The sequence below is a fragment of the Serratia sp. EC4 genome, assembly GCF_059652115.1.
The window spans coordinates 470,840-494,123 of record NZ_JBNIDE010000001.1 but is presented as its reverse complement, the minus strand read 5'-3'; the positions used below and the strand labels follow the sequence as shown (position 1 = coordinate 494,123).

General features: G+C 60.1%; 24 protein-coding genes, 1 pseudogene and 1 other annotated feature. Of the genes and pseudogenes, 11 read left to right on the top strand and 14 right to left on the bottom strand.

Annotated elements, in window-relative coordinates:
* The first annotated feature begins 53 nt into the window (after positions 1–53).
* Positions 54–908, top strand: a complete 855-nt coding sequence (locus tag ACP39K_RS02250; RefSeq protein WP_048796454.1) for a LysR substrate-binding domain-containing protein — start codon at positions 54–56, stop codon at positions 906–908.
* Positions 909–1,017: 109 nt separating this feature from the next.
* Here ACP39K_RS02250 and ACP39K_RS02245 read toward each other — a convergent pair whose 3' ends face one another.
* On the bottom strand, positions 1,018–1,314 hold the full coding sequence (locus tag ACP39K_RS02245; RefSeq protein WP_016927508.1) for a YciI family protein: 297 nt from the start codon (positions 1,312–1,314) through the stop codon (positions 1,018–1,020).
* A gap of 175 nt (positions 1,315–1,489) precedes the next feature.
* Between ACP39K_RS02245 and ACP39K_RS02240 the strand changes: the two genes are divergently transcribed.
* Positions 1,490–2,143, top strand: a complete 654-nt coding sequence (locus ACP39K_RS02240) for an epoxyqueuosine reductase QueH (RefSeq protein WP_015378073.1) — start codon at positions 1,490–1,492, stop codon at positions 2,141–2,143.
* 236 nt (positions 2,144–2,379) lie between these two features.
* Positions 2,380–3,129 (top strand): TonB system transport protein TonB, encoded by a 750-nt coding sequence (gene tonB, locus ACP39K_RS02235; RefSeq protein WP_060421040.1) that lies wholly within the window; start codon positions 2,380–2,382, stop codon positions 3,127–3,129.
* 68 nt (positions 3,130–3,197) lie between these two features.
* Here the strand turns inward: tonB and yciA are convergent, their stop codons facing one another.
* Both yciA and ACP39K_RS02225 read right to left on the bottom strand, forming a co-directional pair.
* Positions 3,198–3,626 (bottom strand): acyl-CoA thioester hydrolase YciA, encoded by a 429-nt coding sequence (gene yciA, locus ACP39K_RS02230; RefSeq protein WP_004932085.1) that lies wholly within the window; start codon positions 3,624–3,626, stop codon positions 3,198–3,200.
* Between the two features lie 76 nt (positions 3,627–3,702).
* The gene (locus ACP39K_RS02225) at positions 3,703–4,242 is read right to left on the bottom strand and encodes a septation protein A (protein WP_033640129.1); all 540 of its coding nucleotides are present in this window, start codon (positions 4,240–4,242) and stop codon (positions 3,703–3,705) included.
* A 221-nt stretch (positions 4,243–4,463) separates the two neighbouring features.
* On the opposite strand from ACP39K_RS02225, the gene ACP39K_RS02220 reads away from it, so the two are divergent.
* A complete protein-coding gene (locus ACP39K_RS02220) occupies positions 4,464–6,167 on the top strand; it encodes a SulP family inorganic anion transporter (protein WP_147827264.1) in 1,704 nt (567 codons plus the stop codon).
* A gap of 53 nt (positions 6,168–6,220) precedes the next feature.
* Here ACP39K_RS02220 and ACP39K_RS02215 read toward each other — a convergent pair whose 3' ends face one another.
* On the bottom strand, positions 6,221–6,973 hold the full coding sequence (locus tag ACP39K_RS02215) for a YciC family protein (protein WP_115436143.1): 753 nt from the start codon (positions 6,971–6,973) through the stop codon (positions 6,221–6,223).
* Positions 6,974–7,007: 34 nt separating this feature from the next.
* Positions 7,008–7,448 carry a YkgJ family cysteine cluster protein gene (locus ACP39K_RS02210; RefSeq protein ID WP_028127465.1) on the bottom strand — a complete coding sequence of 147 codons (441 nt, stop codon included), beginning with the start codon at positions 7,446–7,448 and terminating at the stop codon, positions 7,008–7,010.
* Positions 7,449–7,734: 286 nt separating this feature from the next.
* On the opposite strand from ACP39K_RS02210, the gene ompW reads away from it, so the two are divergent.
* The gene (gene ompW / locus ACP39K_RS02205) at positions 7,735–8,367 is read left to right on the top strand and encodes an outer membrane protein OmpW (protein ID WP_016927514.1); all 633 of its coding nucleotides are present in this window, start codon (positions 7,735–7,737) and stop codon (positions 8,365–8,367) included.
* 44 nt (positions 8,368–8,411) lie between these two features.
* Here ompW and ACP39K_RS02200 read toward each other — a convergent pair whose 3' ends face one another.
* The 6 genes and pseudogenes from ACP39K_RS02200 to ACP39K_RS02175 form a co-directional block, all read right to left on the bottom strand.
* Entirely contained in the window at positions 8,412–8,726 is a 315-nt protein-coding gene (locus ACP39K_RS02200; RefSeq protein ID WP_016927515.1) for a BON domain-containing protein, read from the bottom strand.
* A 217-nt stretch (positions 8,727–8,943) separates the two neighbouring features.
* A complete protein-coding gene (gene trpA / locus ACP39K_RS02195) occupies positions 8,944–9,750 on the bottom strand; it encodes a tryptophan synthase subunit alpha (protein WP_089184689.1) in 807 nt (268 codons plus the stop codon).
* Positions 9,750–10,940, bottom strand: coding sequence for a tryptophan synthase subunit beta (gene trpB, locus ACP39K_RS02190; protein ID WP_033640132.1), 1,191 nt, complete (start codon positions 10,938–10,940; stop codon positions 9,750–9,752). The genes trpA and trpB overlap by 1 nt, the downstream gene beginning before the upstream one ends.
* Before the next feature lie 41 nt (positions 10,941–10,981).
* On the bottom strand, positions 10,982–12,343 hold the full coding sequence (trpCF, locus tag ACP39K_RS02185; protein ID WP_497008375.1) for a bifunctional indole-3-glycerol-phosphate synthase TrpC/phosphoribosylanthranilate isomerase TrpF: 1,362 nt from the start codon (positions 12,341–12,343) through the stop codon (positions 10,982–10,984).
* A 3-nt stretch (positions 12,344–12,346) separates the two neighbouring features.
* A pseudogene (gene trpD / locus ACP39K_RS02180) lies at positions 12,347–13,943 on the bottom strand (bifunctional anthranilate synthase glutamate amidotransferase component TrpG/anthranilate phosphoribosyltransferase TrpD).
* Positions 13,943–15,505, bottom strand: coding sequence for an anthranilate synthase component 1 (locus tag ACP39K_RS02175; RefSeq protein WP_497008272.1), 1,563 nt, complete (start codon positions 15,503–15,505; stop codon positions 13,943–13,945). Before ACP39K_RS02175 ends, trpD begins: the two are co-directional and overlap by 1 nt.
* A gap of 24 nt (positions 15,506–15,529) precedes the next feature.
* Positions 15,530–15,633, bottom strand: a sequence feature (Trp leader region).
* Positions 15,634–15,872: 239 nt separating this feature from the next.
* Here ACP39K_RS02175 and rnm point away from each other — a divergent pair.
* The 5 genes from rnm to rluB all read left to right on the top strand — a co-directional run bounded on the left by rnm (position 15,873) and on the right by rluB (position 19,903).
* Entirely contained in the window at positions 15,873–16,754 is an 882-nt protein-coding gene (gene rnm / locus ACP39K_RS02170) for an RNase RNM (RefSeq protein ID WP_497008271.1), read from the top strand.
* A gap of 47 nt (positions 16,755–16,801) precedes the next feature.
* Positions 16,802–17,422 carry an L-threonylcarbamoyladenylate synthase gene (locus ACP39K_RS02165; protein WP_016927522.1) on the top strand — a complete coding sequence of 207 codons (621 nt, stop codon included), beginning with the start codon at positions 16,802–16,804 and terminating at the stop codon, positions 17,420–17,422.
* 115 nt (positions 17,423–17,537) lie between these two features.
* The gene (locus ACP39K_RS02160) at positions 17,538–17,897 is read left to right on the top strand and encodes a Rap1a/Tai family immunity protein (RefSeq protein WP_016927523.1); all 360 of its coding nucleotides are present in this window, start codon (positions 17,538–17,540) and stop codon (positions 17,895–17,897) included.
* Between the two features lie 149 nt (positions 17,898–18,046).
* Entirely contained in the window at positions 18,047–18,844 is a 798-nt protein-coding gene (locus ACP39K_RS02155) for an alpha/beta fold hydrolase (protein WP_033640137.1), read from the top strand.
* 162 nt (positions 18,845–19,006) lie between these two features.
* The gene (gene rluB / locus ACP39K_RS02150; protein ID WP_015378049.1) at positions 19,007–19,903 is read left to right on the top strand and encodes a 23S rRNA pseudouridine(2605) synthase RluB; all 897 of its coding nucleotides are present in this window, start codon (positions 19,007–19,009) and stop codon (positions 19,901–19,903) included.
* A gap of 39 nt (positions 19,904–19,942) precedes the next feature.
* On the opposite strand, the gene cobO is transcribed toward rluB, so the two are convergent.
* Together cobO and ACP39K_RS02140 are read right to left on the bottom strand one after the other, a co-directional pair.
* Positions 19,943–20,533: a cob(I)yrinic acid a,c-diamide adenosyltransferase gene (cobO, locus tag ACP39K_RS02145; RefSeq protein ID WP_016927525.1), complete on the bottom strand. Its 591-nt coding sequence runs from the start codon at positions 20,531–20,533 to the stop codon at positions 19,943–19,945.
* Positions 20,534–20,546: 13 nt separating this feature from the next.
* Positions 20,547–21,308: a YciK family oxidoreductase gene (locus tag ACP39K_RS02140; protein WP_016927526.1), complete on the bottom strand. Its 762-nt coding sequence runs from the start codon at positions 21,306–21,308 to the stop codon at positions 20,547–20,549.
* Between the two features lie 359 nt (positions 21,309–21,667).
* On the opposite strand from ACP39K_RS02140, the gene sohB reads away from it, so the two are divergent.
* On the top strand, positions 21,668–22,714 hold the full coding sequence (gene sohB, locus ACP39K_RS02135; protein ID WP_016927527.1) for a protease SohB: 1,047 nt from the start codon (positions 21,668–21,670) through the stop codon (positions 22,712–22,714).
* A 51-nt stretch (positions 22,715–22,765) separates the two neighbouring features.
* Here sohB and ACP39K_RS02130 read toward each other — a convergent pair whose 3' ends face one another.
* Positions 22,766–23,017, bottom strand: coding sequence for a YciN family protein (locus ACP39K_RS02130; protein WP_004930700.1), 252 nt, complete (start codon positions 23,015–23,017; stop codon positions 22,766–22,768).
* Positions 23,018–23,284: the final 267 nt, after the last annotated feature.

Sequence of the window (23,284 nt, the reverse complement as noted above, 5' to 3'; positions counted from 1 at the left end):
TATAATTTAATAAATCGAATAATTTTCGCCCAGTTGTTTAATGAGGTTAAATCATGCGGCCGACATTGGATATCGATCTCTTACGCACTTTTCACGCTATTGCGCGTTTGGGGCAATTTCGCGCGGCGGCGGCATTTGTCAATCGCAGCCCCGCCGCCGTGAGCGTGCATATCCGGCGCCTGGAACAGGTGGCGGGCGGCCGCCTGCTGGAGCGTGACAATCAGTCCGTGGCGTTGACGCCATTGGGAAACAAGCTGCTGGCCTCGACGCTCGGGCTGCTGAGCGCCCATGACAATATTCTGCGGGAACTGCAGGGCGCGCCGCTAAGCGGTCATATCAAATTGGGCTTGCCTGATGAGTACGCTTCTCATGTGATACGCCATATTTTGCCGCGTTTTGCCGACAGTTTTCCCGCGGTGGAGCTGGAGGTCTCTACCGCTGCCAGTCAGGCGCTGGCGGAACAAGTTGGCCGTAATCGGCTGCATCTCGCGCTGGTGGTTCAACCTTCGGGGAAACAGTGCCAGACACCGCTCGCGGTGACTGCGCCAGTGTGGGCCGGAGGCCGTTCGCTGGCGCTGCAGGCTAACCGGCCACTGCCGCTGGCGTTGCATGCCGCCGATTGCCCTTATCGTGAGGCTATGATCGATGCATTGACCAGGGCGGGAAGGCACTGGCGGGTGGTTGTGAGCAGCCCTTCGGCCAGCGTGGTGGCGGCTGCCATCGAGGCGGGATTGGCCGTCACGCTGCTTGACCGCGCACGGGTTTCGGCGGCGATGCGGATACTCGACGAATTGCCGTCGGTCGCACCACATGAAGTGCAACTGCTCCGTTCTGCCACGGCCGCCAGCCAACCGGCGGTGGCGATGCTGGAAAGCGTCATCGGTGAGTATTTACGGGGGGGAACATGAATATCGGCCGCGTGGGGAAGACGAATCGAGCACGACGGTGACGGAGAGATGTGGCTAGCGCCGGGAACGCTGTATCGCGGGGCGTTCCCGGTATTCGGAGGGCTGGAGATCAGAACACCTGTTTGAACGGTTTCACCGTCACGTCGGCATAGACGCCGGCGGCGACGTACGGATCCTGCTGCGCCCAGGCCTGGGCTTCCGCCAGCGAGGCGAATTCGGCGATCACCGTCGAACCGGTAAAGCCGGCGGCGCCGGGATCGTTGCTGTCGATGGCCGGGTTAGGGCCGGCGACCACCAGGCGGCCGGCGTCGCGCAGCGCCTGCAGGCGCGCCAGGTGCGCCGGGCGCACCGCCAGACGGTTTTCCAGCGAGTTGGGGACGTCTTGCGCGTAGATCAGATAAAGCATGTTTCACCTTTAAAATCATGGCTATAAAACGGTGCTACCAAGGTAGCGCAAAAGGCGCGGCAGGGGAACGGCATCGGGCGAATTTCCCCGCGGATTGGCGCTTATGCCTTGAAGCCGCTACTTTTTATTCGTATAGTGCGGCGCGCTTAAACTGATATGCCATTGAGGTGAGGACATGACGGAACTGGTAAGGGAAAAACTCGATTTGCCGGCGGGCAAAAACAAACTGCTGCTGCATTCATGCTGCGCGCCCTGTTCCGGCGAGGTGATGGAAGCGATTCAGGCCTCCGGGATCGAGTATGCCATTTTCTTCTATAACCCCAACATTCACCCGCAAAAAGAGTATCTGCTGCGCAAGGAAGAGAACATCCGTTTCGCCGAGCAGCACGGAGTGCCGATTATCGATGCCGATTACGACACCGACAACTGGTTCGCCCGCGCCAAGGGGATGGAGAATGAGCCGGAGCGCGGCATTCGTTGCACCATGTGTTTTGACATGCGTTTCGAGCGCACGGCGCTGTATGCGCATGAGCATGGTTACGACACTATCTCCAGCTCGCTGGGCATCTCGCGTTGGAAGAACATGCAGCAGATCACCGACTGCGGCATCCGCGCGGCGGAAAAGTATCCCGATCTGGTGTACTGGGATTACAACTGGCGCAAGAAGGGCGGTTCGTCGCGCATGATAGAGATCAGCAAGCGCGAACGCTTCTATCAGCAGGAATACTGCGGCTGCGTCTATTCGCTGCGCGACACCAACCTGCACCGTAAGGCGCAAGGGCGGCCGCTGATCAAGCTGGGCGTGCTTTACTATGGCGATGAAGAATAACGCTGACTCACCGCAATTAACCCGCTCCGGCGGGTTTTTTACTTTTTGACGCCTGGCCAAACGTTAATGAAGCGTGTCGCTCCGGCGGTAAAAAAGCAACGGCCAGGTTAATATCCTTATGAGTTTGCTGGTTTTAGCCGCGCATACTGACGATTAAAGCGATAGTTTGCCTTTCGTTATTGAATATGATTGCTATTTGCATTTAAACTTGGCGAACCAGAGGAAACAGAATCATTATGCCGCTAAAAAAGATGTTCCTTAATCGCCGTATATCCGTGCCTTTCGTCTTATCCGTAGGCCTGCACAGCGCCCTGGTGGCGGGATTGCTTTACGCTTCGGTAAAAGAAGTGGTGGAGCTGCCGAAGCCAGAGGACGCGCCGATCAGCGTCATGATGGTCAACACCGCCGCGATGGCCGAACCGCCACCGCCGGCGCCGGCCGAGCCGGAACCGCCGCAGGTCGAACCTGAGCCGGAGCCAGAACCGGAACCGGAACCTATCGTGGAGCCGCCGCCGAAGGCGATCGTGAAGCCGGAGCCGGTCAAGCCGAAACCAAAACCTAAGCCGAAGCCGAAGGTCGAAAAACAGGTCAAACCGGAGCCGAAAAAAGTCGAGCCGCGCGAACCGTCGCCGTTCAACAACGATTCGCCGGCCAAGCCGATCGACAAAGCGCCGGTGAAACAGGCGCCTGCCGCGCCGGTGCAGGGCAACTCGCGCGAGGTCGGGCCGAGGCCGATCAGCCGCGCCAATCCGCTCTATCCACCGCGGGCTCAGGCTTTGCAGATCGAAGGCAACGTGCGGGTACAGTTCGATATCGACAGCGACGGGCGCGTCAGCAACGTGCGTATCTTGTCGGCCGAACCGCGCAATATGTTCGAGCGTGAAGTGAAGCAGGCGATGCGTAAATGGCGCTATGAAGCCAAAGAAGCGAAAGATCGCACCGTCACTATCCGCTTCAAGCTGAACGGCACCACCGAATTGAACTGAGTTCGGTCACACCAAAAAGAAAGGGTCGCCTCGGCGACCCTTTTTGCATTTGCGGCGCAGCCGCAGGCTTACTCTTCGAAGCCGACGCGGAAGTTCATTTTGCCCTCGGGCAGCGCGCGCGAGTTGCCTTCCGCATCGACCGCCACATAGGTGAACACCGCTTCGGTCGCCCGGTAACGCTGGCCGATCGGGGCGGAAGAAACTTTCTTTACCCACACTTCGATATTGATGGTGATCGAGCTGCGCCCGGTGCGGATACAGTGCGCATAGCAGCAAACCACGTCGCCTACCGCCACCGGTTTCAGGAAGGTCATGCCGTCTACGCGCACCGTCACCACGCGCCCTTCGGCGATCTCTTTGGCCTGGATGGCGCCGCCGATATCCATTTGCGACATCAGCCAGCCGCCGAAGATATCACCGTTGGCATTGGTATCGGCCGGCATCGCCAGCGTGCGCAGCACCAGCTCGCCGCTGGGTAAAGGTCGTTGTTGTGTCATAGCAGTCTGCTTTTAAAAGGAGGGAATAACATCATACTGCCCGCGGCAAGCGCCGCAGGCATTAACAATTTTGTAACTATTTTTTCTGTTCTTCCGGCATGTGCCGGTAAATATAGATACCGCTGAGGAGGGTGAAGACCAGCGTCAGCACCGTCAGGCCAAAGACTTTGAAATTGACCCAGACGCTTTGCGGCAGCCAGAAGGCGACATAGATGTTCGCCAGGCCGCAGGCCAGGAAGAAGACCGCCCAGGCCAGGTTGAGGTTGCTCCACACTTTGTCCGGCAGCGTCAACTCTTTGCCCAGCATGCGCTGAACCAGCGGTTTTTTGAGCACCCATTGGCTGATCAGCAGCGCCAGCGCGAACAGCGCGTAAATCACCGTGACCTTCCATTTGATGAACAAATCGTTGTGGAACACCAGCGTCAGGGTACCGAACACCAGCACCATCAGGAAGGTGATCAGCGTCATCTTCTCGATCTTGCGGTATTTCACCCAGGTGAACACCAGCGCCAGCGCGGTGGCGACAATTAACGCGCCGGAAGCAACGTAAATGTCGTACAGCTTATAAAAAGCGAAAAAGACAATTAGCGGGAGGAAATCAAGAAACTGCTTCATAAATCAATCCATCATCTGTTCATCGGCCGACTATACCGGATTCGGCGAGCTCTGTGTACCGCCGGGCGTTGCCGATTATCGGCGTTTGGCCGGCGGATTTCTGCCGCGAAAGCAGGAATTTGCATAAACTTACGCAAGAAAGCGCCGGCAGATTGCCAGCGCGGGCCGCAGGCCGCATAGTAAGCGTCATAATAACCAGATAATTTACCGCGGAAAACAACATGCAGTGGAAATCTCTCCAGGCCCTGACGCCTGGTTTGACGCATTTATTGGGCTATCAACGCAGCTGGCTCAAGCCGGATATTCGCGCCGGCCTTTCCGTCGCCGCCGTCGCCCTCCCGGTGGCTATCGCCTACGCCGAACTGGCCGGGGTCAGCCCGGTAGTGGGGCTCTACTCCTGTATCTTGCCGATGATGGCCTACGCGCTGTTCGGCTCGTCGCGCCAGCTGATCGTCGGGCCCGACGCCGCCACCTGCGCGGTGATCGCCGCAGTGGTGACGCCGCTGGCAGCGGGCAATATGGAACGCCATTGGCAACTGACCATTATGATGACCGCCATGATGGGCGGCTGGTGCCTGCTGGCCAGCCGGTTCAAGCTGGGGGCGCTGGCGGATTTGCTGTCGCGGCCGATCCTCAGCGGGCTGCTGAACGGGGTGGCGATCACCATTATTGTCGATCAGATCGGCAAGGTGTTGGGGTTCACGGTGCGCCCGGCACAGCTGATCGAGCGCATCTACGCGCTGCCCGGTAACTTGCTGCACAGCGACTGGCTGACGATGGCGGTGTCGTTGCTGACGCTGGTGACGCTGCTTGGATTTAAAAAATGGCGGCCTAACTGGCCGGCGCCACTGTTCGCTATCGTGCTGGCGGCGTTCGTGACCTGGGCGGGCGACCTGCAGCAGCATGGCGTGGTGACGGTGGGCGGTTTCAGCGGCGTGCTGCCGATCGTCCAGTGGCCGGACTTCCAGCCCGGTTTGCTGCGCGACATGGTGATCCCGGCGCTTAACCTGGCGGTGGTGAGCTTTGTCAGCATGATGCTCACCGCCCGCAGCTTCGCCGCCAAAAACGGTTATGAGGTGAACGCCGACGCCGAGTTTCGCGCGCTGGGGCTGGTGAATATCGTCTCTGCGCTGTCGCAAGGTTTCGCCATCAGCGGCGCGGATTCGCGCACCGCGGTGAATGATGCCAACGGCGGCAAGAGCCAACTGGTGTCGATCATCGCCGCCGCGGTCATCGCCTTTGTCTTGCTGTTTCTGATGGCGCCGCTGCAGTTTATTCCGGTGGCGGGATTGGGTGTGGTGCTGATGTATGCGGCCTGGTCGCTGCTGGACATCCGTGGCATCTGGATCTTGCGCCGTCGCAACGCGCAGGCGTTTCGCCTGGCGCTATTTACCTTCCTTAGCGTGCTGTTGGTGGGGGTGATCAGCGGCATCGGGCTGGCGGTGTTGCTGGGGCTGATGCAGTTTCTGCGCACCGTCTTCCGGCCGACGGAACAGCTGCTGGGCGTCAACGATGAAGGCATGATCCATTCCATGGGCAATAACAATGGGGTGAAGGCGGTACCTGGCGTCATGATGTATCGCTTCAATTCGCCGCTGACCTATTTCAACGTGGCGTATTTTAAACGCCGTATCCTCAATTTGGTGGACGGCACGCCGTTCCAGCCACGTTGGGTGGTGGTGGATGCGGTGGCCAGTTTCACCCATGCCGATATCAGCGTGCTGGCGGCCATCGACGAACTGAAACGCGACCTGTTACAGCGTAACGTAAAGCTGGTGCTGGCGGGGCGCCGCACCGAGCTGACGCGTTGGTTCCGCATCAACCGCTTAGGGCGCGATAAAGAGTTGATTTTGGTGCCGGATCTGTATCTGGCGCTGAAGCTGATTCAGAGTAAGGAGCAGGCGGAAGCCGCCGTGGTGGGGTAAACAAAAAAAGGGGCGCGCCGAAGCGCGCCCCTTGGTTTTTGCTGACGCCGGCGTTAGCCGCGCAGCAGCATATACAGCCGGAACAGGTAGATCAGCAGCAGAGCGGAGACCAGATTGCTCAACGCGGTCAGCACCACGCTGGCGACGTTCGGCGTCAGCACCGACAGATGGCTCACCAGGAACAGCACCAGCAGCTTGGCCGCCAGCCACAGCATCATCGCCGGCACCAGCACGCGCGCATTGGCGAAGGCCAATTTGCTGCTCAGCTTGAGCGAAGCGAACACGCCTTTTTTATCGACGGAGGCGATCACCGGCGCCAGCGCGAAGGCGATCGCCATCAGCACGCCCGGCACCACAAACAGCGTCAGGCCGAGCTGGATCAGCAGGGTGCAGATAAACAGCAGCAGCAGCAGGCGCGGCAAGTCGGGCGCCGAGGCGCCGAGCGCGCGCAGGGCGCTGGTGCGTTGCCCTTGCGACACCAGACGGATCAGCGTCAGCATCCCGCCGACCAGCAGCACGTTGCCGACCAGCGCAGAGAAGGTGGCGGCCGCCGACACTTTCAGCAACACCATCTGCTGTTCCGGCGTCATCTGCTGGATCACGTCCTGAATGCCCATGCCGGTAGACGAAGCAAAATCGCTGGTGGTGGCAGCGAGCGTCGCCAACTGTTCGGCATCAGGGCTGAAGGCCTGATTCAGCAGCACGGAGATAAACGCCGTCAACAAAGCCAGCATCAGGATGCTGGCCAGTTGGTTGCGTAAAAAGTTAAAACTGTCACGGTACAAAGCGTTGGCCGTGATAGGCATGCAGACTCCTTGGCGTCGGGAAAACAGAGATAAATCAGTGGGTGATTGTACCCTGTTCCACGCCGCTGTGGCACCCCGCGAATTGCACTACGCCTATTTCTTCAACGATCGTCGCGTCAGACAGCGATAGCGGCAAGGGCACCGGCAAGGGCGGCAGGCCGTAGCGTTCCCGGGCGCGATCGCAGGCTTCGTTGCGCAGGCCGTTTTCACCGGACTGATCGAACTCCCTGCACGGGCTGGGCCGATTAAGGTAGATCGAGCAGGAAACGGCTTTACCTATTTCACCGTCCAGCGCGGTACAGCGGGGGGACTTGCTGTTGGTCCCCTGCATGCAGCGCAGGAATGGGGTCAAAGGCTCTGTTAAGGAAAGGGGAACGGTGCCGCCGCCGTCTTCGGCTTCGGCCCAATAGAATGACACTCGAAAATAACCGCAGCATGCGCCGCAGCTGACACAGGGATTAAGGATTTCGCTCATCTTGATTGCCCACCGACTCCTCACGGCACCAACCAAAACCAACACGGAAAATGAAATTACCTCAGCCGCATTTTTCTCCGCAACAGAAATTTGAACATGTAGATAATTTGCAACAAAATCGTTTTTTTGATGCAGATCAATCCTTGATTTATTAGACGGTTAGGTAACCTTGTTTTTAGTGGGATTTTAAATTTTTACACATAAGATGTGATCTCGATGGGATCACAAATACCCGAAAGTAGGTATATTCCCCCTCGAGTGATTAACCACACAAATGGAATGGATAATGAAAAAGACAACTCTGATGGTATTGGCGACGATGATGGCGCCTATGTTGGCAAGTGCGCATCAGGCCGGTGATTTCCTGTTCCGCGCGGGCACCGCGACGGTGCGTCCAAATGCAGGTTCGGACAACGTACTGGGGTTAGGTTCGCTGGATGCGAAAAACAACACTCAGCTCGGTCTGACCTTCGGTTACATGGTGACGGACAACATCGGCGTTGAGTTGTTGGCCGCAACGCCATTCCGCCACAAGGTGACGCTGGGCGGCACTGATTTGGCGACCGTTCACCAACTGCCGCCTACGCTGATGGCGCAATACTATTTCGGCGACAAGCAGGACAAACTGCGTCCTTACCTGGGCGTTGGCGTTAACTACACCACCTTCTTCGACGAGAAGTTCAACGACTACGGCAAAAGCGCCGGGTTGAGCGACCTCGATCTGAAAGATTCCTGGGGCGTGGCGGCGCAGGCCGGCCTGGATTACAACCTGGATGAGCACTGGATGCTGAACATGTCGGTGTGGTGGATGAACATCGAAACCAAAACTCGCTTCAACGATGCGAACGGTGGGCACCACAGCTTCGATACGCGTCTGGATCCGTGGGTGTTCATGTTCGGGGCGGGTTACCGCTTCTGATGAAGGCCGCAAGCAGGGAGGCGTTGCGCCTCCCTGTGTCGGTATTATTTAACCTGCATCACGTTTTCAACCGATTTCACGCCGGCCACGCCGCGTGTGACCTGCACCGCACGGTTGGCGTCATCGCTGGAGGTCACGAAGCCGCTCAGCTGTACGCGCCCTTTAAAGGTTTCTACGCTGATCTCGCGTGACTTGATGTTTTTATCCGCCAGCAACGCCGATTTCACTTTGGTGGTGACCACGGTGTCATCGATATAACCGCCTGTTCCCTCTGATTTTGCCGTCGGCGCGCAAGCGCTCACCGCGACCGCCACAACGGCTGCCATGCACAAGGCTGAAAGGGTTTTAAACAGCTTCATAAATTACTCTCCATGCAATGTTATGGTTGAAATTCGCTACGGTTTTTCGCCGCAGCGAGCGCATTCCCCAAATCAAACGAAGAAATGCATAGCGAACAACGTTCATTGTGAGACAAGACCTGGGTTTGTTCAAATTTTTGATGTAAATAAATGGAACAAACTTTGAGGGGAAACAAGCTGTTAAAGCGAGCGCCGGCAGGGCGCTCGCTAAAGAGGATCACGCCCGGGTGGCGCGCTTCATATTGCTGACGAAGGCCGCCAGCCTGGTCAGCATCTCCGCCGGGTCGGCATGGTGCTGTTCGATGATTTTGACGATTGCCGAGCCGGAGATCGCGCCGGCGGCGCCGGCCTGCAGCGCCGCCTTCACCTGCTCGGGTTCGGAGATGCCGAAGCCCTGCAGCGGCGGCGCGGCGTGATACTCGCGCAGCTTGTTCACCAGGTGATGCAACGGCAACTGCGCCCGGCTTTCGGTGCCGGTCACCCCGGCGCGCGACAGCAGGTAGGTGTAACCGCGGCCGTGCGACGCGATTTCACGCAGCAGATCGTCATCGGCGTTCGGCGGGCAGATGAAGATCGGTGCGATACCGTGGCGAGCGGCGGCGGCGCGGAACGGCGCAGACTCTTCAAACGGCACGTCGGCGACCAGCACCGAATCCACGCCCACTTCGGCGCAGCGTTGGTAAAACGCATCGATGCCTTTATGGAACACCAGATTGGCGTACATCAGCAGGCCGATGGGAATGGTCGGGTGCTTCTGGCGGATGGCCGCCAGCATCTCGAAGCACTGGGTCGGCGTGACGCCGGCGGCGAAAGCGCGCAGCGTCGCGCTCTGGATGGTTGGGCCATCCGCCAGCGGATCGGAGAAGGGGATGCCCAGCTCCAGCGCGTCCGCGCCGGCTTCGATCAGGGTATCGATAATCTGCAGCGACAGCGTCGGATTAGGATCGCCCAGCGTCACGAACGGGACGAAGGCGCCTTCCTTGTTGCTTTCCAGGCGTTTGAACAGTTGCTGATAACGTTCCATCAGATTTCTCCCCGTGCTTTCAAAATGTCGTGAACGGTAAATATGTCTTTGTCGCCGCGGCCGGACAGGTTGACCACCAGGATCTGTTCTTTCTGCGGCGTTTCACGGATCATTTTCAGCGCGTGCGCCAGGGCGTGCGAGGATTCCAGCGCCGGGATGATGCCTTCATGGCGCGACAGCGCCTTAAACGCTTCCAGCGCTTCGTCGTCGGTGATCGACACGTATTCGGCGCGGCCGATGCTGTTCAGGAAGGCGTGTTGCGGCCCGACGGACGGGAAGTCCAACCCGGCGGAGATTGAATAGGATTCTTCAATCTGGCCTTCGGCGGTCTGCATCATCGGCGCTTTCATACCGAAGTAGATGCCGACGTGGCCGTGCTTCAGCGGCGCGCCGTGCTGGCCGGTCTCGATGCCCAGACCGGCGGGTTCCACGCCGATCAGCCCGACGTCGGCATCATCGATAAAGTCGGCGAACATGCCGATGGCGTTGGAGCCGCCGCCGACGCAGGCGATGACCGCATCCGGCAGACGGCCTTCGCGCTCCAGCACCTGCGCTTTGGTTTCTTCGCCGATCATGCGCTGGAATTCACGCACGATAGTCGGGTACGGATGCGGGCCGGCGGCGGTGCCGAGCATATAGTGCGCGGTTTCATAGCTGCCGGACCAGTCGCGCAAGGCTTCGTTGCAGGCGTCTTTCAGGGTGGCGGAGCCGCTGTGCACCGGGATCACTTCCGCACCCATCAGCCGCATGCGGAACACGTTCGGCGACTGGCGCTCGACGTCTTTGGCGCCCATATAGATACGGCATTTGAGGCCGAGCAGCGCGCAGGCCAGCGCCGACGCGACGCCGTGTTGGCCAGCGCCGGTTTCCGCGATGATCTCGGTTTTGCCCATGCGCTTGGCCAGCAACGCCTGGCCCAGCACCTGGTTGGTCTTGTGCGCGCCGCCGTGCAGCAGATCTTCACGCTTCAGATAAAGCTTGGTGTTGCTGCCGGCGGTGAGGTTTTTGCACAGCGTCAGCGCCGTCGGGCGGCCCGCGTAGTTCTTCAACAGATCGATAAATTCCGCCTGAAATTCCGGATCGCGCTGGGCGCTGACAAAGGCTTCTTCCAGTTGTTTCAGGGCCGGCATCAGAATTTGCGGCACGTATTGGCCACCAAATTCGCCGAAGTAGGGGTTAAGCAGCGTCATGAGAGTTCCCGTTATTATCCGTTATTAATATAGAGCCGTATTCAGTAGGCGCGCAGGGTCTGGAAGACCGAGACCAGGCGCGCGGGATCTTTGATGCCCGGTTCGCTTTCCACGCCGGAGTTGAAGTCCAGCCCGGCGCAGCCGAGCTTGGCCGCTTCGACGCAGTTGTCGGCGCGCAGGCCGCCCGCCAGCATCACGTTAGTCAGATCTTCGCCTTGCAATACCGACCAGTCGAAGCGTTGGCCGGTGCCGCCGGCGCCGTTGTCGAGCAGGTAGCGATCGACATGCTGCAGATCGCGCGCCGGCACCCGATCTTTCACGCTCAGCGCTTTCCAGATGCGGCAATTGGCCGGCAAGCGGGCGCGCAGGGCGCTGATATAGGCCTGGTCTTCCGCGCCGTGCAGTTGCACCGCGTGCAGACCGAGGCGCTCAACGGTCAACGCCACGGTCTCGACCTGGGCGTCGCAGAATACGCCGACGTACTTCAGCGGCGCGCCGGAAATCACTTCGCGGGCGCGGGTGATGTCCACATAGCGCGGCGAACGGCCGACGAAAATCAGCCCGCCGTAGATGGCGCCGGCCTGATACGCGGCGGCGGCGTCCTGCGGACGGGTCAGGCCGCACACTTTGTTGTCGCCCAGGATCACGCGGCGCACGGCGGCGCGCAGATCGGGTTCAGACATCAGCGCGCTGCCGATCAGGAAACCGTTGGCGTAATGGCTCAGCTCGCGGATCTGCCCATAGTTGTTGATGCCTGACTCGCTGATCACCGTCACGCCATGCGGCACGCGCGGCGCCAGTTGGCGAGTGCGGTCCAGATCGATGCTCAGATCGCGCAGATCGCGATTATTGATGCCGACCACGCGCGCTTCCAGCGCGATCGCGCGCTGCAGCTCTTCTTCACTGATCACTTCGGTCAGCACGCCCATATTCAGGCTGTGGGCCACCGCCGCCAGCTGGCGATACTGGTCGTCGGTCAACACCGACAGCATCAGCAGGATGGCATCGGCCTGATAGTAGCGCGCCAGGTAAATCTGATACGGATCGATGATAAAGTCTTTGCACAACACCGGTTGGCTGACGGTTTTACTGACCAGCGGCAGGAAATCGAAGCTGCCCTGGAAGTATTTCTCGTCGGTCAGCACCGAGATCGCCGAGGCGAAATCTTTATACACCGTGGCGATCTCCACCGGATCAAAGTTTTCGCGAATCAGCCCTTTGGAAGGCGAGGCCTTCTTGCATTCGAGAATGAAAGCCGTCCGGGTGCCTTGCAGCGCGTGATAAAAGCTGCGTTCGCTCGGTACGATGTCGTTCTGAAAGCCGGCCAGGGGCTGTTGCTGTTGTCGCGCCGCGATCCATTGCGCTTTGTCGCGGACAATCTTGTGTAGCACGGTTTCCTGCATCATTTATCCTCTTGCCGCCAGTGCGATGACACGCTCATAGGCCTGCCCGCTGTTGATCATATCCAGTGCCTGCCGCGCATTTTGGCGCAGGTCTTCATGTCCGAATAACTTCAGAAGCAACGCGACGTTGGCCGCGACCGCCGCGGCGTGCGCCGGCTCGCCTTTACCTTGTAACAGCCGCGCCAAAATGTCACGGTTTTCTTCCGGCGTGCCGCCCAGCAAGGCTTCCAGCGGATAGGTTTCCAATCCGAAGGACTGCGGCGTGAGCTGGTAGCTGCTGATTTCGCCGTTGTTCAATTCCGCTACGTGCGTCGGAGCGTGGATCGCCACCTCGTCCATGCCGCCGCCGTGAACCACCGCCGCACGCTGATAACCCAGCACGCGCAGGGTTTCGGCAATCGGCAGCACCAGTTCCGGGCTGTAAACGCCGATCAGCGCCAGCGGCGGGCGCGCCGGGTTGATCAGCGGGCCCAGCACGTTGAACAGCGTGCGGGTCTTCAACTGCTGGCGCACCGGCATGGCGTGACGAAAGCCGGTATGGTACTGCGGCGCGAACAGGAAACACACGCCGAGATCGTCCAGCGCCTTGCGCGCTTCTTCCGCCGGCAGATCCAGGCGGATGCCGAACGCCGCCAGCAGATCCGAAGAGCCGGAACGGCTGGAAACGCTGCGGTTGCCGTGTTTGGCGATCTTCGCGCCGCACGCCGCCGCCACGAAGGCGCTGGCGGTGGAAATATTGATGCTGTTGGTGCCGTCGCCGCCGGTGCCGACGATATCGGCGAACAGATAGTCAGGGCGCGGGAACGGCTGAGCGTCGTCCAGCAACGCTTTGGCGGCGCCGGCGATCTCTTCCGGGCGCTCGCCGCGGACTTTCATGCTGATCAACGCCGCCGCCAGTTGGCTCGGCTCCAGTTCGCCGCGCACGATGGCGCTGAACAGCTGTTGGCTTTCCTGCTGGCTCATCGACTCGGCGCGGTACAGTTTCTCAAGAATAGGTTGCATCGTCGTGTTCCTTATATTACTTCGCCAGCGCCCAGGCGAGGGTCTGCTCGAGCAGGCGCGCGCCGTGGGTGGTCAGAATCGATTCCGGGTGGAACTGGAAGCCGCACACGCGGCGGCGGTCGTCGCGCACCGCCATCACCATTTCGCCGAAGCGGGCGTTGACGGTGAGATCGGCCGGGATGTTGCTGCCGACCAGCGAGTGGTAGCGCGCCACCGGCAGCGGGTTGGCCATGCCGGCGAACATGCCTTCGCCATCGTGAGCGATCGCCGAGGCTTTGCCGTGCAGGATCTCGCCCGCCTGGCCGACCTGGCCGCCATAGGCTTCGACGATCGCCTGGTGCCCGAGGCAGATGCCGATGATCGGCAGCCGGCCGCGCAGGCGTTGCAGCAGTTCCGGCATGCAGCCCGCTTCGGACGGCGTGCCGGGGCCGGGCGACAGCATCAGCACCGGCTGGGTCATGTGCTCCAGGCGTTCGATGATCACCTCGGCGGAGATCTGGTTACGGTAAATCACCACCTGGTGGCCGCTGGCGCGCAGCTGATCGACCAGGTTGTAGGTAAAGGAATCGACGTTGTCGAGCAGCAGGATATCGGCCATCAGAACACCTCCTTGGCATGGTGCTCAGTGGCGATGGCGCGCAGCACGGCACGGGCTTTATTACGGGTTTCGTCGGCTTCCGCCTGCGGGACGGAATCCAGCACCACGCCGGCACCGGCTTGCACGGTGGCGATGCCGTCTTCAACGTAGGCGGAGCGAATGACGATGCAGGTATCCAGATCGCCGGTGGCGGTGAAGTAGCCCACCGCGCCGCCGTAGCTGCCGCGGCGCGTGCCTTCGGAGGCGGCGATCAGCTGCATCGCCCGCACTTTCGGCGCGCCGCTGAGGGTGCCCATGTTCATGCAGGCCTGGTAGGCGTGCAGCACGTCGAGATCGGCGCGCAGGGTGCCCACCACCCGGGAAACCAGGTGCATGACGAATGAATAGCGGTCCACCTTGGTCAGGTCGGCCACATAGCGGCTGCCGGCCTGGCAGATACGCGCCAGATCGTTGCGCGCCAGATCGACCAGCATCAGGTGCTCGGCCAGCTCTTTGTGGTCGGTGCGCATTTCCAGCTCAATTCGGCTGTCGAGATCCAGATCCAGCGAACCATCGGCGCGGCGGCCGCGCGGGCGAGTGCCAGCGATCGGGTAGATTTCGATTTGGCGATTGCCCGCGTCGTATTTCAGCGCGCTCTCCGGCGAAGCGCCGAACAGGGTGAACTCGTCATCTTGCATGAAGAACATGTACGGGCTGGGGTTGTTGTCTTTTAAGGTTTGGTAGGCCGCCAGCGGCGCCGGGCACGGCAGGGTGAAGCGGCGCGACGGCACCACCTGGAAAATCTCGCCCTGGCGGATCGCTTCCTGCAGCTCGCTGACCACCGCGCCGTACTCTTCGTCGCTCTGGTTACAGCTCAGCTGCATGTTTTCCAGCGTTTGGTGCGGGATCGGCTGCGGGGGTTGTTGCAACTCAGCCTGCAGCTGTTCCAGGCGATGCTGCAAACGCTGCGCTTCACTCGCCTGCTCACTGAAGACGCTGGCCTGCAGACGGGCCGAGCCGCGTTGATGATCCAGCACCAGCAGGGTTTCCGCCAGATAGAAGCAGAAGTCCGGGCAGCGTTGATCCTGGCGCAGTGCCGGCAGGTCCTCGAACCCGGCGACCAAATCGTAGGCGAACAGGCCGCCCAGCATCACGGCTTCGCGCTCGTCCGCCGGGGAATCCACCAGGGTCAGCAGCGTGCGCAGCGCGTCGAACACCGACAGTGAACGCAGGCGGGCGTCTTCGTCCTGCACCGCGTCGATCGCCGGGAAGGTCAGTTCGCGGCCATTGGGGCGCGCCTGATTGCGGACTTCAGGTGGCAGCGCTTCGTCCAGCAGCGGCAGCAGCGCCGCGCCGTTGGCGGTCAACGCCTGCACGCTGACGGTGTGGCCCAGTGCGGTAATGCGCAGCGCGCTGTCGATGACCAGCAGGCTCTGCAGATTCTGTTTGCTGTTGATTTCCGCCGACTCCAGCAGCAGGGTGGCCGGACGGGCGCCGCACAGCTGGTGGAAAAGGGTGGTGGGATCGCCCCGGTAGCTGGCTTGCGCCTTCAGCAATGTCAGTTGTGGTTTGGTGTTCATCATCGGTGGTTCCAGTGAATTCTGTCCATAAAAAAGCCCGCATCAGGTGCGGGCTCAGGAAATCTGCATTGTCAGATGACAGCTATGCGTGATTACACCGCCCGCAAGAGGGAGGTACGCCACCAACCGTGAAGAGAAATGTATGTGTTCATTTGCAGACTCTCTTTGTTAACTTTCATCCGACACGGCCGTTGCCGTGAACTTGTGTACTAGTTAACTGGTTCGTGAGGGCAAAGTCAACCCTCTTTTTGCACAATGTTTTAGCGGTCAGCGTGAATTCTATTCATCGTCTGCCTGGCGCAGAATAGATTTCCGTCCGGCCGCCGATCGCGGGTATGATAGAAAACCAAGCCATTGCCGGATAGCCGTTTTGACAGACAGTAACCCCCCATCCATCGCTTTTACTCTGTACGACCTCCACAGCCACACGACCGCCTCCGACGGCTACCTGACGCCGACGCAGTTGGTGCTGCGGGCGGTAGAGATGCGCGTGGGCGTGCTGGCGATCACCGATCACGACACCACCGCAGGCTTGGCTGAGGCCGCCGCCGCTATTGCGGAGCAGGCGTTGCCGCTGCGGCTGGTCAACGGGGTGGAGATCTCGACGCTATGGGAAAATCATGAAATTCATATCGTTGGGTTGGGTGTGGACGTCGCGCACCCGGCGCTGGTGGCGCTATTGGCGGAACAAACCGAACGTCGCCATCGGCGCGCGCAGGAGATCGGCGTACGTCTGGGTAAAGCGCGCATTCCCGACGCCTATGCCGGCGCCCAGCGGTTGGCGGGGGCCGGTGCGGTGACCCGCGGCCATTTCGCCCGTTACCTGGTGGAGATTGGCGTGGCGGACAACATGGCGCAGGTGTTCAAGAAATATCTGGCCAAAGGCAAAACCGGCTACGTGCCGCCGCAGTGGTGTACAATAGAACAAGCCATTGATGCGATTCATCAATCGGGCGGCCAGGCGGTGATAGCGCACCCCGGCCGTTATGATCTGACCGCGAAGTGGTTGAAACGTTTGCTGGCGCATTTCGCCGAACACGGCGGCGACGCCATGGAAGTGGCGCAGTGTCAGCAGGCGCCGCATGAGCGCGCGCAGCTGGCGAAATACGCGCAGGACTACCACCTGTTGGCCTCGCAAGGCTCTGATTTCCATCAACCTTGTTCGTGGATCGAACTGGGGCGCAAGCTGTGGCTGCCGGGCGGCGTCGAGCCAGTGTGGCGCGATTGGCCGCAACCGGGCCAGGCGGTCTGATTTTACGCGCGTGGCAACGCGCGCGGGCATTATTTTAGGAGCAAGTCATGAGTCAGCTTTTTTATATTCATCCGGACAACCCACAGCCGCGTTTGATTAACCAGGCGGTCGAGGTGCTGCGCAAGGGCGGAGTGATCGTTTATCCCACCGATTCCGGCTACGCGCTGGGTTGCATGCTGGAAGAGAAGGCGGCGATGGAACGCATTTGCCGCATCCGTCAACTGGATGGCAACCACAACTTTACCCTGATGTGCCGCGATCTGTCCGAATTGTCGACCTATGCGCACGTCGATAATACGGCCTTCCGCCTGATCAAAAACAATACGCCGGGCCACTACACGTTCATTCTGAAAGCGACCAAAGAAGTGCCGCGCCGCCTGATGAATGAAAAGCGCAAAACCATCGGTCTGCGCGTGCCGTCGAACCCGATCGCATTGGCGCTGCTGGAGGCGCTGAACGAACCGATGATGTCCACCACCCTGATGCTGCCGGGCAATGATTTTGCCGAGTCCGATCCGGAAGAGATCAGCGATCATTTGGGCAAGGTGGTCGATCTGGTGATCCACGGCGGCTTTCTCGGCCAACAGCCGACTACGGTTATCGATCTGACCGAATCCACGCCGGAAGTGGTGCGCGAAGGGGCGGGCGACGCGGCGCCTTTCCGCTGATGTAAAAGGTTGCCACCCTGCCCATTGTCTGAAAATCGGCTGAAGCGAGGCTATTTCGCGTGAAAGCCGCTATTCTTGACTACTTCAGAATTGATAATGGGCAGGATGCGCAGCAATGATTAAACAGGTTTCTTTTTTAGCGGCCTTATTATTTTCCTCAATGGCAAATGCGGGGTTTTATTCAGGCAGCGGTTTGCTGGCGGAATCCGGCGGTTACGTAAAAAATAAAAGCGGTGAAGCCACCGTGGCCGAAGCGCTGAATGGCGGCATGTTCATGGGATACGTCGCCGGCGTATTCGATACTTATTCCATGCAGGGCAATCGCAATATCTGCCCGGAAGCCGGGATGAGCATCGGCGTAGCCGCCGACGCGGTGATGCAGTATTTGAACGAGCATCCTGAGCAACTGCATTATTCCGCACCGTCGGTGATCATGCTGGCGTTAAGCGCCGCCTATCCCTGCGTGCGCCATTAAGTTCCCATTCCAATTAGTGCGCATTTTTTCATAAGGTGCGGCCAGGGGACTTTCCGCACGAACTTCAATAGATCAATACCTGCTGCGCTGTCACCTTATCCCCGTCGGTATTCCCCGAACGGGTCGGGGAGAGACGCGCAGGAGGTAATATGACCGCATTTCACAGTGCCAACATGATGCTCGACTATCAGGATATCGGCTCAGGGCCGCTCACGTTGGTGTTGCTGCCCGGCTGGTGCGAACCGAAAACCGTGTTTGAGCCGTTCATCGCTCTGGCGGCCGAACGCTATCGGGTGATCAGCATCGACTGGCGCGGCCATGGCCTGTCGTCAAAAGCCACGGAGATGTCGCTGACGGCGGACGACTTGCTGGAGGATGTGCGCCAACTGCTGACGGCGCTGCGTTTGGATAACGCGGTCACCCTGTCGGTGGCGCACGCCAGCTGGCTGGCGGTGGCGTTGGCCGAAGCGTTGCCGCAGCGGGTGCGGGGCATGGTGTTTCTCGACTGGATCATGACGCAGCCGGAGCCGGCGTTCTTTACGGCGGTGAGCCGCATGCAGCAGCCGCAGCAGTGGCTGGCGGCGCGCGACGCCTTGTTCGACTTCTGGCAGGGCGGCATCCGCCACGATCGGGTCAAACGCCATCTGGAGGTCGAGATGGCGCAGGAAGATTACCGGCTCTGGCGTGCCGCCGGCGTGGCCATCGAACAGGCCTATCGGCAATACGGCTCGCCGCTGCAACGCCTGGCGGGCATGAGCGCGCCGCCGCCGTGCCGGCACATCTACTCGTTGGATCGCCGCGACGACTACCTGCGGCAACAGCAGGCGTTTGCCGCCGAGCAGCCGTTTTTCTCCGTGGTGCGTTTAGGGGAGGCCCGCACGCACCTCGGCATTCTGGAACGGCCTGACGCGGTGCTGTGGGCGGTGGAGGATTTTTTGGCGCCGTGAACGCAGTCTGAAGGGGGCCACCGCCGATAAAGTGGGTTTCAACACCTTAGAAAGCCTGTATAATGCGCGGTTCGATCCTGATAAGCGTATTATGACCGTTGTGGCGGTTGGCCGCGGCGGTATCCCCCCGACGCCTGTGAAGGCGACATTAGAGGTTGCTCAATGAGCGAAAAGTTACAGAAAGTTTTAGCGCGCGCCGGGCATGGCTCGCGTCGTGAAATCGAAACCATGATTGAAGCCGGGCGCGTCAGCGTCGACGGCAAGGTCGCCAAGCTCGGCGATCGCGTTGAAGTGACGCCGGCGATGAAAATTCGTCTGGATGGCCATGTCCTGTCGATCAAAGAGTCCGAAGAGGTGGTTTGCCGGGTGCTGGCTTACTACAAACCGGAAGGCGAGCTGTGTACCCGCAGCGATCCTGAAGGCCGCCCGACGGTGTTCGATCGCCTGCCGAAGCTGCGCGGTTCGCGCTGGGTGGCGGTAGGGCGCCTGGACGTCAACACCTCCGGTCTGCTGCTGTTCACCACCGATGGCGAACTGGCCAACCGTCTGATGCACCCGAGCCGTGAAGTGGAGCGCGAGTACGCGGTGCGCGTGTTCGGCCAGGTTGACGATGCGAAAGTGAAGCAACTGAGCAAAGGCGTGCAATTGGAAGACGGCCCGGCCGCCTTCCGCACCATCAGCTTCCAGGGCGGTGAAGGCCTCAACCAGTGGTACAACGTGACCCTGACCGAAGGCCGCAACCGTGAAGTGCGTCGCCTGTGGGAAGCGGTGGGCGTGCAGGTGAGCCGCCTGATCCGCGTGCGTTACGGCGACATCGATCTGCCGAAAGGCCTGCCGCGCGGCGGCTGGGCCGAACTGGATCTGCCGGCGATCAACTACCTGCGCGAGCTGGTTGAGTTGAAACCGGAAACGGTCAGCAAAATGCCGGTGGAGCGTGAGCGCCGCCGCGTGAAGGCCAACCAGATCCGCCGTGCGGTCAAGCGCCACTCGCAGGTGGCCGGCAGCGGCCGCCGCAGTGCGCCAGGCAGCAAACCGGGCAAGCCAAGCAAACGCAGCTAATCCCGCCATTCTGGCCCCGTTCGGGGCCAGAACGTTTTGTTACCAATCTATCCCCTGTTGCGCCTTCACGCCCGCGTCGAATGCGTGTTTCACCGGCCGCATCTCCGTGACCGTATCCGCCAGTTCCAGCAGATCGCGATGGCAGCCGCGCCCGGTCAGGATCACCGTTTGATGCGCAGGGCGTTGCAGGAGCGCTTCCTTCAGCTCTTCCAGTTCCAGATAGCCGTAGGTCAGCATGTAGGTCACTTCATCCAGCAGCACCAGATCCAGGCCGCTGTCGGCCAGCATGCGTTTGCCGTGCTGCCATACCGCCTGGCAGGCGGCGGTGTCGCCGGCCTTGTTTTGCGTTTCCCAGGTGAAACCGGTGGCCATCACCTGAAATTCAACGCCGTGTTGCTGCAGCAGATTCTTTTCGCCATTGGGCCATTCGCCCTTGATGAACTGGATCACCCCGGCGCGCATGCCGTGGCCGACCGCGCGGGTGACGGTGCCGAAGGCGGCGGTGGTTTTACCTTTGCCGTTGCCGGTAAACACCAGCAGCAGGCCGCGGGTGTCCTGCGCCGCGGCGATGCGCGCATCGACCTGTTCTTTCAGGCGCTGCTGGCGCTGTTGATGACGATCTTCCGCCATGAAACGCTCCTGATTATTCGGCTGCGCCGGGTTTGCGGTTCGGCTGCGCGTCGAAGCTCATGCCGGTTTTGCGGCGACTGTCTTCGCCCATCAAATACAGATACAGCGGCATGATATCGGCCGGGGTTTTCAGCTTGTTCTTGTCTTCGTGCGGGAAGGCGGATGCGCGCATTTTGGTGCGGGTGCCGCCCGGATTGATGCAATTCACCCGCAGATTGCGGTTTTTGTACTCGTCGGCCAACACCTGCATCATGCCCTCGGTGGCGAACTTCGACACTGCATAGGCACCCCAGTCTGCGCGGCCGGTACGCCCGACGCTGGAGCTGGTGAACACCAGTGAACCGGCGTGGGATTTCAGCAGCAGCGGCAGCAGCGCCTGAGTCAGCATAAAGGTGGCGTTGACGTTAACCTGCATCACTTCTTGCCACATGGTTATCGACAGGTCGGCCATCGGCGCGATGTCGCCGAGCAGGCCGGCGTTGTGCAACACGCCGTCAAGGCGGGGGATCTGGCGCGCCAGATCGTCGGCTATCTGCCGGCATTGCTCCTGAGTGGCGTGCAGCAAGTCCAGCGTGACCACCAGGGCCGGGGCGCCGCCCAGGGCTGCGATCTCTTGTTGTACCGCCAGCAGTTTGCTCTCGGTGCGCCCCAGCAGCACCAACTGGGCGCCGAAGCGCGCGTAGGTCAGCGCCGCTTCACGGCCGATGCCGTCGCCGGCGCCGGTGACCAAAATGATACGTTGTTCGAGCAGATCTTGTTTGGGTTGGTAATGCACGATAAATCCTCGCCTGGGTGGCTGTTCTCCCGCGGATATCGGGGAGCAAGGGTGAAACGCGCGGCCGGGGCGGGAGCGAAGGCTCGACCGCCTGCGGGCCGCGCAGCGAATCCGTCTCATCATATTGATGAATAATGGGTGTTATATGCCTTAATCCGCAGGCATTTTCAATGCGTAGCAGGCTGAAATGGCATTCTTTTGTAACAAAAGCGCGGCGGTGGCGGCTTGGTTCGGCCGTAAATCGTCCCCATAGTGATGCTCTGTGCGCAATGAATTTTCATTTAGCCGCGACAGCAGCCGCTGCGGTTGGCTAAAATGGAAATAAGCATACTAACAACCTGTAAATAAAGGCGGAATCTGTGGAGTTTATATCTGTTTATGGCCTGTTTCTGGCCAAGGTCGCCACGGTGGTGCTCGCCATCGCCGCGTTGGCCATCCTGGCGGTCAGTTTGGGGCAACGCAAGAGCCGCCAGAAAGGGGAGCTGCAGCTGACCGATCTCGGCGAACAGTATCGCGAGATGCAGCGCGATATGCGCCTGGCGCGCATGGATGCCGCCGAGCAGAAGGTTTGGCTGAAACAGTTCAAGAAGCAGACCAAATCTGATGACAAATTGAAGAAGCAGCGCGCTAAGTCCGGCGCGGTGGAAGTGGCCAAGCCGTGCCTGTATGTGCTGGATTTCAAGGGCAGCATGGACGCGCACGAGGTCACCTCGCTGCGCGAAGAGATCTCGGCGGTGTTGGCGGTGGCGTCGGCGCAGGATGAAGTTCTGTTGCGCCTGGAAAGCCCTGGCGGGGTGGTGCACGGCTACGGCTTGGCGGCTTCGCAGTTGGAGCGCCTGCGCAAAGGCGGCATTCGCCTGACGGTAGCGGTGGATAAAGTGGCGGCCAGCGGCGGCTACATGATGGCCTGCGTCGCGGATCGCATCGTGGCGGCGCCGTTCGCCATCATCGGCTCCATCGGCGTGGTGGCGCAGATCCCGAACTTCCACCGTCTGCTGAAGAAGAACGACATCGACGTGGAGTTGCACACCGCCGGGCAGTTTAAACGCACGCTGACACTGTTCGGTGAAAACACCGAACAGGGGCGCGAGAAGTTCCGCGAAGATTTGAACGAAACCCACGAACTGTTCAAGCGCTTCGTGCATGAGCAGCGCCCGTCGCTCGATATCGACAGCGTCGCCACCGGTGAGCACTGGTTCGGTTCACAGGCGAAAGAGAAGGGCCTGGTCGACGCCATCGGCACCAGCGATGATTTACTGATCGCCGAGCTGGATAACCACGAAGTGATCGCCGTGCGCTATACGCGCCGCAAACGCCTGATGGATCGCTTCACCGGCAGTGCGGCGGAAAGCGTCGATCGTTTGCTGCTGCGCTGGTGGCAGCGTGGGGAAAAGCCGTTGTTGTAACGGCAACGAGAGCGTGAATCAACGGGGGCCAGGCGCCCCCGTTTTCTTGTCTTAATCGACCAGGTGGTATTTTTCCGAAAGCAGGTGAGCCAAATGTTTAAACATATTAAATACCGCGGTGGTTTTGGCGGTGGGCAATCCATCGGCATCCAAAAAGTATTCGCCGCGAAAAACTAAAACGCCGCTTTTTTGTTCAACGTCGGTGGCGATCATGCCGTGCAGATAATCTTCGTGTTGGCGGATGATGTTATTTGCTTCCGCCAGCAGGGCCTCGCGGCCGATAGGTGCAGTATTCGTGCGCATTTATTAGACTCCAAACTAAAAACTCTGCGCATATTCTAACGCCGGTTCGCTTTTATCCGCAAACCGACTAAGGTTTATTTGCCGTCTGGATGGCCATGGGCGGCCGCCGGTTGGCGAAATCGGACTTTCCATGCTAATTAGGTTGCGTGACGCTTTTTATCAGGTACAGTGTGGGATTTTGCGGCGTCGGGTGGAAGGTTTTGTTTACGCCATGAATAAAACTCACACAGCCATACTTCTGGGGCATGGGTGAATAGCAGGCAGGAT

Coding starts and splice junctions, on each gene's coding strand:
- ACP39K_RS02250 (WP_048796454.1), top strand. CDS start 54: ATGCGGCCGACATTGGATATCGATCTCTTACGCACTTTTCACGCTATT.
- ACP39K_RS02245 (WP_016927508.1), bottom strand. CDS start 1,314: ATGCTTTATCTGATCTACGCGCAAGACGTCCCCAACTCGCTGGAAAAC.
- ACP39K_RS02240 (WP_015378073.1), top strand. CDS start 1,490: ATGACGGAACTGGTAAGGGAAAAACTCGATTTGCCGGCGGGCAAAAAC.
- tonB (WP_060421040.1), top strand. CDS start 2,380: ATGCCGCTAAAAAAGATGTTCCTTAATCGCCGTATATCCGTGCCTTTC.
- yciA (WP_004932085.1), bottom strand. CDS start 3,626: ATGACACAACAACGACCTTTACCCAGCGGCGAGCTGGTGCTGCGCACG.
- ACP39K_RS02225 (WP_033640129.1), bottom strand. CDS start 4,242: ATGAAGCAGTTTCTTGATTTCCTCCCGCTAATTGTCTTTTTCGCTTTT.
- ACP39K_RS02220 (WP_147827264.1), top strand. CDS start 4,464: ATGCAGTGGAAATCTCTCCAGGCCCTGACGCCTGGTTTGACGCATTTA.
- ACP39K_RS02215 (WP_115436143.1), bottom strand. CDS start 6,973: ATGCCTATCACGGCCAACGCTTTGTACCGTGACAGTTTTAACTTTTTA.
- ACP39K_RS02210 (WP_028127465.1), bottom strand. CDS start 7,448: ATGAGCGAAATCCTTAATCCCTGTGTCAGCTGCGGCGCATGCTGCGGT.
- ompW (WP_016927514.1), top strand. CDS start 7,735: ATGAAAAAGACAACTCTGATGGTATTGGCGACGATGATGGCGCCTATG.
- ACP39K_RS02200 (WP_016927515.1), bottom strand. CDS start 8,726: ATGAAGCTGTTTAAAACCCTTTCAGCCTTGTGCATGGCAGCCGTTGTG.
- trpA (WP_089184689.1), bottom strand. CDS start 9,750: ATGGAACGTTATCAGCAACTGTTCAAACGCCTGGAAAGCAACAAGGAA.
- trpB (WP_033640132.1), bottom strand. CDS start 10,940: ATGACGCTGCTTAACCCCTACTTCGGCGAATTTGGTGGCCAATACGTG.
- trpCF (WP_497008375.1), bottom strand. CDS start 12,343: ATGCAGGAAACCGTGCTACACAAGATTGTCCGCGACAAAGCGCAATGG.
- ACP39K_RS02175 (WP_497008272.1), bottom strand. CDS start 15,505: ATGATGAACACCAAACCACAACTGACATTGCTGAAGGCGCAAGCCAGC.
- ACP39K_RS02165 (WP_016927522.1), top strand. CDS start 16,802: ATGAGTCAGCTTTTTTATATTCATCCGGACAACCCACAGCCGCGTTTG.
- ACP39K_RS02160 (WP_016927523.1), top strand. CDS start 17,538: ATGATTAAACAGGTTTCTTTTTTAGCGGCCTTATTATTTTCCTCAATG.
- ACP39K_RS02155 (WP_033640137.1), top strand. CDS start 18,047: ATGACCGCATTTCACAGTGCCAACATGATGCTCGACTATCAGGATATC.
- rluB (WP_015378049.1), top strand. CDS start 19,007: ATGAGCGAAAAGTTACAGAAAGTTTTAGCGCGCGCCGGGCATGGCTCG.
- cobO (WP_016927525.1), bottom strand. CDS start 20,533: ATGGCGGAAGATCGTCATCAACAGCGCCAGCAGCGCCTGAAAGAACAG.
- ACP39K_RS02130 (WP_004930700.1), bottom strand. CDS start 23,017: ATGCGCACGAATACTGCACCTATCGGCCGCGAGGCCCTGCTGGCGGAA.